10 protein-coding genes and 1 pseudogene are annotated in these 10,975 nt (G+C 43.4%); 10 read left to right on the top strand and 1 reads right to left on the bottom strand.

Features of this window, described 5'->3' with window-relative positions:
* Window positions 1-446: 446 nt before the first annotated feature.
* A complete protein-coding gene (locus tag ACFO8Q_RS09565) occupies window positions 447-1,052 on the bottom strand; it encodes a TetR/AcrR family transcriptional regulator (protein ID WP_380025546.1) in 606 nt (201 codons plus the stop codon).
* 122 nt (window positions 1,053-1,174) lie between these two features.
* Between ACFO8Q_RS09565 and ACFO8Q_RS09560 the strand changes: the two genes are divergently transcribed.
* The 10 genes and pseudogenes from ACFO8Q_RS09560 to ACFO8Q_RS09515 all read left to right on the top strand — a co-directional run bounded on the left by ACFO8Q_RS09560 (window position 1,175) and on the right by ACFO8Q_RS09515 (window position 10,728).
* Window positions 1,175-1,879, top strand: a complete 705-nt coding sequence (locus tag ACFO8Q_RS09560; protein WP_380025545.1) for a hypothetical protein — start codon at window positions 1,175-1,177, stop codon at window positions 1,877-1,879.
* Between the two features lie 131 nt (window positions 1,880-2,010).
* Window positions 2,011-3,072 (top strand): YncE family protein, encoded by a 1,062-nt coding sequence (locus ACFO8Q_RS09555; protein WP_380025544.1) that lies wholly within the window; start codon window positions 2,011-2,013, stop codon window positions 3,070-3,072.
* 214 nt (window positions 3,073-3,286) lie between these two features.
* A complete protein-coding gene (locus ACFO8Q_RS09550; RefSeq protein WP_380025543.1) occupies window positions 3,287-4,309 on the top strand; it encodes a S8 family peptidase in 1,023 nt (340 codons plus the stop codon).
* A 345-nt stretch (window positions 4,310-4,654) separates the two neighbouring features.
* A pseudogene (locus tag ACFO8Q_RS09545) lies at window positions 4,655-5,070 on the top strand (EAL domain-containing protein).
* Between the two features lie 13 nt (window positions 5,071-5,083).
* Window positions 5,084-5,293, top strand: a complete 210-nt coding sequence (locus ACFO8Q_RS09540) for an EAL domain-containing protein (RefSeq protein WP_380025548.1) — start codon at window positions 5,084-5,086, stop codon at window positions 5,291-5,293.
* A 155-nt stretch (window positions 5,294-5,448) separates the two neighbouring features.
* Window positions 5,449-6,465, top strand: a complete 1,017-nt coding sequence (locus tag ACFO8Q_RS09535) for a multicopper oxidase domain-containing protein (protein ID WP_380025542.1) — start codon at window positions 5,449-5,451, stop codon at window positions 6,463-6,465.
* Between the two features lie 12 nt (window positions 6,466-6,477).
* Complete coding sequence (locus ACFO8Q_RS09530) at window positions 6,478-7,629, top strand: ZIP family metal transporter (RefSeq protein WP_380025541.1); 1,152 nt, start codon at window positions 6,478-6,480, stop codon at window positions 7,627-7,629.
* Window positions 7,630-7,723: 94 nt separating this feature from the next.
* The gene (tatA, locus tag ACFO8Q_RS09525; protein ID WP_380025540.1) at window positions 7,724-7,906 is read left to right on the top strand and encodes a twin-arginine translocase TatA/TatE family subunit; all 183 of its coding nucleotides are present in this window, start codon (window positions 7,724-7,726) and stop codon (window positions 7,904-7,906) included.
* Between the two features lie 216 nt (window positions 7,907-8,122).
* Window positions 8,123-10,204, top strand: a complete 2,082-nt coding sequence (locus ACFO8Q_RS09520; RefSeq protein ID WP_380025539.1) for a thioredoxin domain-containing protein — start codon at window positions 8,123-8,125, stop codon at window positions 10,202-10,204.
* Between the two features lie 275 nt (window positions 10,205-10,479).
* The gene (locus ACFO8Q_RS09515) at window positions 10,480-10,728 is read left to right on the top strand and encodes an alkaline phosphatase D family protein (protein WP_380025538.1); all 249 of its coding nucleotides are present in this window, start codon (window positions 10,480-10,482) and stop codon (window positions 10,726-10,728) included.
* Window positions 10,729-10,975 lie beyond the last annotated feature (247 nt).

Genomic DNA, 10,975 nt, shown 5'->3' with positions numbered 1-10,975 from the left:
GATGAAGGGGGAACTGGAAAAGTAAAAGCGGGCTTGCGCCCGCAATGAAATTTCAGTTCTCTACTCTACTAAGTGATGAGGCAGTGACAGTACAGCTGTCACCACCGCAATCATCTGTAAAACACTGAAATGCTTCGGTGAAAGTTACGAAAATCCCTGAAGTCGGTACTATCTGTTGTGAGTTAGGATAGCGGAAGACCATCTATGAAGATCATCTATTCGGAAATGAAAAAGTGTAAACATTCAAAGGTCCAGTTCCAAAATAAAAAAAACGGAACTTAAAGTCTAGGGGGCCGCGGTTTTTTACAGAATACTGGCGGTACCCCTAACCGATATCTGTGAATGAGCGTTACAAGCTTAATACCAGTACTATTGGTACAAATTTTACAGTCCTGATATCAAATTTTGCCGGATTTAACGGGCGAAACACAAAAATAGTCCCTAGGTTATATTCCAGATTTAAAAGAACTTAATAGTTGGATAATAACTTGGATTATTCTATTTTGATCTGCAATACTAGGATCAATGCTGTATTGAAGGTGATAACCATCAATTATAGCAATGATTAATGCAGCAAGTTCTTTTAATTGAGTATCTTCACACTCTTTAAACGGATCAAGCTGTTTAAGAACAGAAGTAACCATATCAATCCAACTATGGTAATGAACAATCATTTGCTTTTTTATTACCGGATTCCTCATTGAATTAACACAGAACTCAAAATATATAGGAGCCCAATTATCTTTTTTGGTTAACTCAATAAACAGGGCTACTCCTCTTCTAAGACTCTCCTCGATATCCTCAACATACGAAAAAACCTCAAAATATTGCCGTTTAAAACTTTCTAATCTATTATCCATTAATTTCAGGAATAGTTCTTCCTTGCTGCTGAAATGAAGATAAAAAGTTCCTTTTGTGTAGCCCGCTTCCTTGGCAATATCATCAATTGATGCCTTGTCGTAGCCCTTTTCCGCAAAGATTTTTAGTGACGCTTCCATTAACTTTTCAAACGATAACTCTCTTTTAATTTGGTGCTTATTCCTTTTTTCCATATCATTCGCCCCATTGCAAATATTTTGAAAAAATACCTTGACAGTCAGGTATATTATACCATACTTTTTAAATACTAACTCGTTAGTATTTAATTGAAAAATTTACTGTTGGAGGGATTAAATTGGAAAGAATTCGTAAGGTTGCCTTATCTTTTGCCGTTTCTGCATTAGCACTGAGTAGTGCCAATTCTGCTTTTGCAGCATCTTCGGAAGTCTCTGTGGATGAGAATTTGAATCGTCCGAAACTTGAGAAGCCAGCAATTCCCGCTGATCCTCGTGGTCCTCTCCCGAAAGATCCATCGGAATGGGATGAATGGATTAAAAAACATCCAGACCCCTTGGCAAAAGAGCAGAAAAAGACGGACAAAAAGACAGATACGGTACAATCTACCGCATATCAATTCGGGCCACTGGTTAACGGCGATATCATTTTAGGTGCCAACGCTGTGGATCCTAGTAAATATAATAGTATTCCGTATGGATACTACAGACATAATGCAATGTATGATTCTTCACAAGGTAACTTCATTTCTGCTACGTCTAGCACTGGTGTCTATCGTGAAAGCCAAAACTTTTGGTCTATCGGTTATAATGTACTTAAAAATTTATATGTTACTAGTGCCGACTACTACACAAGACAACGTGTAGTTGCAAATGCTGCAACTAATATGGGAGAGCCCTATGATTGGAATTCAGCCAAATATGATTCGTCAAAATGGTATTGTTCAAAACTCCCTTGGTTTGGGTACTACTATGTGGGTGGTATTGAAATTGATTCCAACTGGGGGTATTGGGTGACTCCGGACGGATATTTATCAAGATGGTGATACCTCCTTGGCATGGTCACGTGGGTAATTCTTAGAGGGTGCAAGATATTGCGAGTCGGAACATAATAACAGGTGGATAAATATCCACCTGTTTTATTCAATGATGCGGAGGTAGCTAATGGAGGTAGCTAATGTTAAATAAAAAATTCTTAGTTTCTGTGACGCTATTGATGATGACAGCATGCTCAAATATGAGCAATAATCCACTACCTAACACTCTAAATGAAAACAATGTTCTTTATATTAGTGATGGCCACAATTTACAAGAGATTGATGTGGATACAAATGACCAAAAGGTTATTAAAAACACCATATTTATTCAAAGTTTAAATTATGATAAAGATAAAAAGAAGATTGTAGCACCCGGGTATTCCCCCGGAGATTTTTGGGGTCTTTTGTATGTAGAAGGTACTGATTTGAAAAAACAATCCACTTTACCGTTTAGCCCCATCCATCTCTATCAATTTGGAACAAAATATGTAATGGACTCGGCCCAAGCATTGAACGACGGGAAAATACACACTACCCAGGTTGGACTCTACGATTCAAACTCCGATCGTATGATAAAACTATTTCAGGTTCCAGGCATTGTAAAGGATATTGCAGGCTATGAATCGAAAGCATACATTTCTAGTTATCACTCTCAAGAAAATGCACAATTTGCCGGAGTGTCCCCAAAATCAAATATCTATGAACTCGATCTAAATTCGAATGAACTTCGACCAATATTCAAGAACGATCAAAAGTGGGTTCCGTTTAAGTTGCTTTTTCAAGATGGATATTTATACGGGGTCTACCAAAGTGGTAGAAATGTACCAAAAGACGCCACTCAAAATATATTAGCCAAGATCAATCCGAAAACAGGTACCATTGAAAAAACAGTTCAGTTATCGAAATTTGCCAAAGACTTGGTATTATCAACAGATGGGAAAAGTATTTTTGTAACTCATTTTGATGAGTGGGGGAGTCAGGAAACGATTCAAAATCCATTGAGTAAAATTGATCTAAGCACATTTCAGGTTGATGTTTTATCGGATAATTTGAGAGCAGCTTCTATCGTATCAAACGAAAACAAGCTGTACGTTGGAAGCGATCTAGATGGGAAAATAACGGTTGTCGATGAAAAGACATTTAAAGTTGAAAAGACAATAAATACAAAAATACCAGCAATGTATATAACAAAGAATAAGTAGATCCAATCTGATTGAAATAAGTCCTTTATTCTAGTACCGTATTTTGACCCCTAATTGGGCCATTACTTTTTAAAGGCGGTCTTGTTATGAAACGTTCCTTACTTGTTCTAGCATCATTTTTTGGATTGTAGCGACTTCATCTACAAGCTTTGCATACAGTAATCAACCTTCGGTTGTAGTAAAAAGTTATTTTGTAGCATTTGAAAACAATACTGTGAATCTGGATCACATCAAGTCAAAAGGTGGAAAAATTAAGAAGCAATATGAGTACATTCCTGTAGCATCCGTGGAAATGACGGAAGCGGCGGCTCAGTCTTTGGCAGAGAACCCCAAAATTGCCTATGTAGAGGAAGATGGAAAGGTTCAGGCCACTGACCAAGTAATTCCATGGGGCATTCCTCACGTAAAGGCTACTAATGTTCAGCAAAATGGACTGACCGGATCGGGAATTAAAGTCGGAATTCTGGATACCGGGATAGACTACAGTCATGAAGATCTAAAAGTCAGTGGTGGTGTAACGCTTGTTCCCGGAACAACAGATTATAGGGATGATAACGGACACGGGACTCATGTGGCAGGCACTATAGCTGCCTTAAATAATACGGTAGGTGCCTTAGGAGTAGCACCTCAGGTAAATCTTTATGCGATTAAGGTGCTTGATCAGTCCGGAAGCGGTAACTACAGCGACGTTGTCGCAGGTATTGAGTGGGCCATTACAAATCACATGAACATACTTAATATGAGTTTGGGTGGGACTAGTAGTTCCAGGACATTGAAAGCAGCAGTTGATAAAGCTTATAATTTCGAAATTCTCCTTATCGCTTCCGCAGGTAATAACGGTTATGACCCAAAAGGAACGATTACCTATCCGGCTGCGTACGATTCAGTTATCGCTGTAGGTGCAGTTGATCCGCAGAACAATCGAGCAAGTTTTTCTAGTGTTGGTCGTCAATTGGAGTTAATGGCTCCCGGAGTTGGAATCGAAAGTACAGTACCAGGAGGATATGCTGTTTATAGCGGAACCTCCATGGCCGCCCCACATGTAACAGGCGTAGCAGCTCTCGTATGGCAAGCGAAACCGAGCTTGACTAATTTGCAACTACGAAACACTTTAAATCATACAGCCGTACCTTTAGGAGATTCTTTTTCCTACGGAAATGGTTTAGTAGACGCTCTGGCCGCAGTTAACTATTCTGAGACAATCAATACGAGCGGTGGAGGGAAAAAGAAATTGTAAAACAAGATGCCTCTGTACTTTCGACAGAGGCATTTTTACGTCTATTACCGAGTTCAAAAATTTAACCAAAGTTTTTGCAAAAAGCAATATAACGCTCAAGTGATGACGTTGGTACTCCTCCCAATACTTTAATGAAAAAATTAGCTTAACGTACGAATTATAATTTGACCCCTTATTGTATACGCCAACGAATGTGTCAAAGGCTGTTGCCGTTCGCCGTGTCGGTTCCTCCAAAGGATTTCCACCGACACTGTCGGTTCCGATTTAACCGTAATCAAAATTGGCCGCTGACAGTATCGGGCTAAAGATAAAGGTGGTAATGACTATCAGTTTTACACCCCGGAAATGAACGAAATTATTCGTGAGAGAGTCATGCTTGAATCCGGGCTTCGAAAGGCAGTTGAAAACAACCAATTTGCCTTGCATTTTCAACCGAAAGTAAATATTGATACTGGGGAAATAACCGGCATGGAAGCATTGCTACGTTGGCAACATCCCGAAAAAGGATTTATTTCCCCTGATAAATTCATTCCTCTTGCAGAGGAACAGGTTTCATTCACTCAATCGGAGAATGGGTCCTACGAACCGCGTGCCGGCAAAATAAACTGTGGCAAGAAAAAGGTTATGAACCTTTACGTGTAGCCGTGAACATATCTCCTCGTCAACTGCGTTCAAAAGGTTTCATTAAAAAGTTGACCCGGATACTATCAGAAACAGGTCTTGATCCCAAATGGTTGGAGATTGAAATTACCAAAAAATAATGAATAGGCTACCATAATTTCAGCTATAACCGCAATGGCACACAATCTCAACATCAAAGTGATTGTTGAGGGTGTTGAAACGGAAGAACAAGTTAAGTTTCTACAACAGAAGAAATGTCATGAAATACAAGGATTTTATTGCTCCCCAGCTCTTCCTCCGGAGAATTTTGAAAGGTTTTTAAAACTAAAGACGAATCAAAGCATAAAAAACACTGCGATTTAAATTTTTCCTTAGGGAAAAAGTTTTTTCTTTACAAAAATAATGTAGCCTTATACAATTAAAGTTGCGTTAGGGAAAAAAACTTTCATTGGACAAAAACTCTTGTCATATCTTTATTAACACATTTATTGAATACTCGAGCGTAGGGGGTATAACAGGTGAAAGAGGAGAAACCGCTCACTCGTCGCTCCTTCCTAAAATTAGGAAGTCTTGGAGCTCTGGGTGTTGCAGCTGCAGGCCTGCTTCCGGGGAAATGGCAAGCGGAAGTGAGTGCAAACCAAGATCACAACGCTCATATGGGAGCTGGGGCTCATGGCAGCCCGTCTTTATCAGGGCCCTATGATCCGAAGGTGGGAGGACTCGATCCTGGCCGTTTCCTTACTTCCTTCGATTACGGGACCGTATCAAAGACGGCTGATGGCGGAACGGTCAGGGAATACCAGATTGTATCGGAAGACAAGGAAGTTGAGATTGCACCTGGAGTGAAGTTTCCAGGTTGGGTGTTCAACGGTCAAATTCCGGGTCCGACTTTACGCTGCACAGAGGGAGACCTTGTAAGGGTGCACTTCACCAACAAAGGATCTCACCCGCATAACATCCATTTTCATGGAATTCATCCGGCAGGAATGGATGGAATCGACCCGCTTCCTCCCGGGAGTACATTTGTGTACGAATTCACTGCAGAACCATTTGGTGTGCATCTTTATCACTGTCATGTCCTGCCATTTAAGAAGCACATTAATCGCGGACTATATGGAACTTTCATCGTTGATCCGAAGACGCCGCGTCCTCAAGCACATGAGATGGTCATGGTGATGAACAGTTATGATCTGGACGGAGACGCGGAAAACGAATTTTATACGGTAAACGGAGTGGCATTCTATTATCATTCCAATCCCATTGAAATCAAAAAAGAAGAACTTGTCCGAATTTATTTGGTTAACATGACCGAGTTTGATTTACTTAACTCATTCCACCTGCACGGGAACCTGTTCCATTATTATCCGACCGGTACCAGTCTGACACCGTCTGAGTTCACCGATACAGTCATGCTTACCCAAGGACAGCGGGGAATTCTTGAATTCAAGTATAAATATCCTGGAACGTACATGTTCCATGCCCACCAAAGCGAATTTACCGAACTCGGCTGGTCTGGGTTCTTCCAGGTGAAATAGGAGGTGGAATCGATGCAGAACAGAGGCGTTTGGATTGCTCTCGGATTGCTCCCGTTAATTTTATTGGCCGGACTCATTGGAGTATTCGTTGTGAAAGGAACTGGCATTGAAGCGGAGCCTGCCGCTCCTGTAGAAGTCGTTGAGTTTCAAAAGGTTGTGCTGACTCCTGGTTCGTTTGACATTACACTTCGGAACAGCGGCCCAGGAGAAGTGACCATAGCGCAAGTGATGGTGGATGACGCAGTTTGGAACGGAACTGTCACTCCAAGTCAGACAATTCCAAGATTGGGCACAGCCCAGCTGCAGATTCCTTATCCGTGGGTGGAAGGAGATCCGTATGAGATCAAGCTTATCACCAGCAACGGACTGATTTTTACACATGAGATCCCTGTTGCGACAGCCACACCTGAAATGAATGGTAAAACCCTGTGGAGTTATGGTTTGGTTGGATTGTATGTAGGTGTCGTCCCTGTCGCGCTCGGCTTGCTCTGGTTTCCGTTTGTGCGGCGGCTTGGTAAGCAGGGAATGCACTTTCTCCTTGCTATCACCATAGGTTTACTGATTTTCTTGCTCATTGATACAACATTGGAAGCATGGGAAGAAGCGGCAGAAGCACCTCTTATGTTCGCCACTCAACCTTTAGTTATACTGATTGCTTTTGGCACATTTCTTCTTCTGCAGCGATTGGGAGAGTCGGGCGACAACAAAGCTTCCGGTCTTCGCTTGTCGTTTCTGATTGCATTGAGCATAGGGCTGCATAACCTCGGTGAGGGATTGGCGATTGATTCGTCGTTTGCAGCCGGGGAAGCTGCATTGGGTACATTTTTGATCATCGGTTTTACGTTGCACAATATCACTGAAGGATTGGGAATCATTGCTCCCCTTGCCAACCAGCGTCCACCGTTCCGTTATTTTGTACTGTTAGCTCTATTGGCGGGAGGTCCGGCAATTCTCGGTACCTGGATCGGTGGAGCGGCTGTTTCTCCTCTCTTTATTGCCATTTGTCTTGCAATCGGTGCAGGTGCCATCCTACAAGTGATTGTGGCGGTAAGTCAGTTTATGCGGAAAGAGGTTACTTCCACAGTCAATTGGCTGTCGTGGTCGAATCTTTCCGGGGTAGGTCTTGGTTTGGCCATCATGTATGTCACCAAAGTGTTTATCTAAAGGGCATTGTTCGTGCAGATCGATTTGTTGCGGTTTTCATAAAGAGTTTACAAATAGCTATATCGTGAATACAGCCAGGAAGGTGGCGATTAGGGTGGTCAGTAGTATCGGAATTCCCGGACTGATTTTGATTTTGGTGCTGGCACTTATTGTGTTCGGCCCCAGTAAACTGCCGGAATTGGGGCGGGCCTTGGGTTCAACTCTAAAAGAGTTCAAAAACTCGACCAAGGAAGTAACGGCTGATTTGGAATTAGACGGTAACAAAGATCGAAAATAAAGGTGGAGACTCAATAAAAATCGGGGATATTCCCCGATTTTTATTTTAGGCAAAGCTGGTGGATGATCAGATAGATAGTGGTCTGCAAACTGCGAAAAGCCCTCCCGTGATCCGTAGGTTAGTGGTGATGCTGATCCTTAGGAAGAAGCATGAACGTAAATTTCTCTTGTTTTTGTGTATACTGAAGAAGAAAATCTTGGCAGGGGGTGTCCAAAAGTGAGTTCCACCCATTCAGATCTGAAACCGAACCGTCTGATTAACGAAAAATCACCATATTTGCTCCAACACGCTTACAATCCCGTAAATTGGTATCCGTGGAGCGAGGAGGCCTTTCAAAAAGCGAAGCAGGAAGACAAACCCATCTTTTTAAGCATCGGCTATTCGACTTGTCATTGGTGTCACGTAATGGAGCGTGAGTCTTTCGAGGACGAGGAAGTAGCAGAGTACCTAAATGAACACTTTGTTTCGATTAAGGTGGATCGTGAGGAACGTCCAGATGTCGATCATATCTATATGACCGTTTGCCAGGAAATGACCGGGCAGGGTGGATGGCCTCTGACAATCCTTATGACCCCGGACAAGAAACCTTTTTTTGCCGGGACCTATTTTCCGAAACAGCGCAAATACGGCCGGCTTGGAATCATGGACATCCTGTCCCAGATTCAGGAGAAGTGGCATACCCAACGGGACCGGATTGAACGCACGGGTAATCAAATTACGGAGGCGCTGCAGCCAAGGTTTGAAGGGGCAGGCGGGGACGAGTTAACGGACGAGGTGCTTGAAGGCGCATTCAAGAGATTCGCAAATACTTATGACAGTACATACGGCGGCTTCGGATCCGCTCCGAAGTTTCCCTCCCCACATAATTTGGGATTCCTCCTCCGTTATTGGCAAAAAACGGGGCAAGATCAAGCGTTATCCATGGTGGAGAACACGTTGGAATCGATGTACCTCGGCGGCCTTTATGATCATTTGGGATTCGGCTTTGCCCGTTATTCAGTTGATGAAATGTGGTTAATCCCTCACTTTGAAAAGATGCTCTACGACAACGCATTGCTTGCCATCGCTTATCTGGAAACTTACCAAGCCACAGGGAATCCGTTTTTTGGGATGGTGGCACGGGACGTGTTTACTTACATATTGCGTGACATGACGAGTCGCGAGGGCGGATTTTATTCGGCGGAAGATGCTGATTCGGAAGGGGAAGAGGGCAAATTTTACGTTTGGCGTCCGGAGGAAATCAAGCAGGTTCTCGGGGAACAGACGGGAGACATATTCTGCAAGTACTATGGAGTAACGGAAGAAGGGAATTTTGAACACAAGACCAGCCACTTAAACCTGATTGAGACCGATCACCATGAGGTGGCCAAACAGTTCAACATAAGCGAGGAAGAGCTGGCCGATCTGCTGGAAGAGGCTCGTCACAAGCTGTTTGAAGTAAGAGACAAGCGTGTGCATCCCTATAAGGATGACAAGATCTTAACCGCTTGGAACGGATTGATGATTGCTGCAATGGCAAAAGGGGCCCGTGTTCTCGGTGATTCCCGGTATGCAGAGTCCGCAAGTAAAGCGGTTGAGTTCATCATGACCAAACTGCGCCGTGAGGATGGCCGGCTGTTAGCCCGCTACCGTGAGGGAGAAGCCGCTTATCCTGCGTATCTGGACGATTATGCGTTCTTAATTTGGGGACTGCTGGAACTGTACGAGGCCGATTTTAACATGAAGCATGTTGAGACAGCAGTGCTCCTTACGGAGGACTTGATCCGACTGTTCTGGGATGAAGACAATGGAGGATTTTTCTTCTACGGAAGTGACAGTGAGCAGTTGATTGCCCGTCCGAAGGAGATCTACGACGGGGCAATCCCGTCCGGAAATGCCGTGGCCACATTGAACCTGTTGCGGTTGGCAAGGCTCACCGGAAATCAAGAATACGAAAAATTGGCCGAACGCCAATTCAAAGCATTTGCCGGAAATGTAAAGGCCTATCCGCCGGGCTTTACCCATACGCTGATGGCCTTGCAGTTCGCAATGTACGGCAGCCAAGAGATTGTGATCGCCGGAGATCCGGAAGCAAGCGATACCCAAGAAATGCTGCAGACAGTACGAGCCGCATTCCTGCCGAATGCTGTGCTTGTCTTAAACCCGACAGGGAAAGAGGAAGATGTGAAGAAAATGTTCCCGTTTACAGAAGGGAAAACTTCGAAGGATGGCAAGGCAACCGTCTATGTATGTCAGAATTATGCCTGTCAGGCTCCCATAACCGAGGTAAACCGATTAAGTGAATTGTTGGAGCGTTAAGAGTTACCGGCTTCGGCCGGTTTTTTTATGGGGGCGATAAGCCATCAAAACTGCCAATTTTTACCTCGGTTTATAGTCTGGGTGAAGGTTGACTTGAATGGATACCTTTCTCCGCGCACCACTTATTACTATCGCTTTGTAACAAAACCGGGTTATGTGAGCAAAGCAGGAAAATTAAGGGGGAACTTGATTTTGTCGTACATCTCGGTGATTACGTTTATGAATCCGTCGGTGATCCCACTTACTAAAATCCGCTGCCCGACCGACAAATCAGTTTGCCGAGCAACAAGACAAAAGCGTTTACGATTGATGATTACAGAACGCTATATCGAACGTATCGATCCGACCCCGATATGCAGCATATGCATGAAAATCATGCGATGGTGTCGATCTGGGATGATCACGAGTTTGCGAATCATACCTATTCGGTCGATATGGTGAAATTCCGAAATGCAAGCAAACGATTGTTGTGGAAATGCGAAGTGCCGCAGGGAAGATCGACCCTCAACGTGATTGCGAGGTAAAAAAAAATAACCAGTGTGCTTTGAGGAATAAACGTCCCTAGCACACTGGTTATTCTTTGTATCGATGTCGCATCGATTAACCGTCCATTCTGCTGTAGTATTCGTTGATCGACTCCAGGATTGTTTCTTCTTCTTGGAGTTGATACTCTTCTGTTTTCTTCTCCGTGATTCTGGTCTCCATCTCCAGCGCCTCCTTAAGTGTTGCTCTTTGTTGTCTTTATTATATGCGCTGTGTTATAGTTCAGTC

The organism is Effusibacillus consociatus, from assembly GCF_042652925.1.
Classification (GTDB): Bacteria; Bacillota; Bacilli; order Tumebacillales; family Effusibacillaceae; genus Effusibacillus; species Effusibacillus consociatus.
This window is presented reverse-complemented; position numbering and strand designations above follow the sequence as displayed.

What these genes read in the sequence shown, in the direction of transcription:
- ACFO8Q_RS09565 (WP_380025546.1), bottom strand. Translation starts at nt 1,052, where the DNA reads ATGGAAAAAAGGAATAAGCACCAAATTAAAAGAGAGTTATCGTTTGAA.
- ACFO8Q_RS09555 (WP_380025544.1), top strand. Translation starts at nt 2,011, where the DNA reads ATGTTAAATAAAAAATTCTTAGTTTCTGTGACGCTATTGATGATGACA.
- ACFO8Q_RS09530 (WP_380025541.1), top strand. Translation starts at nt 6,478, where the DNA reads ATGCAGAACAGAGGCGTTTGGATTGCTCTCGGATTGCTCCCGTTAATT.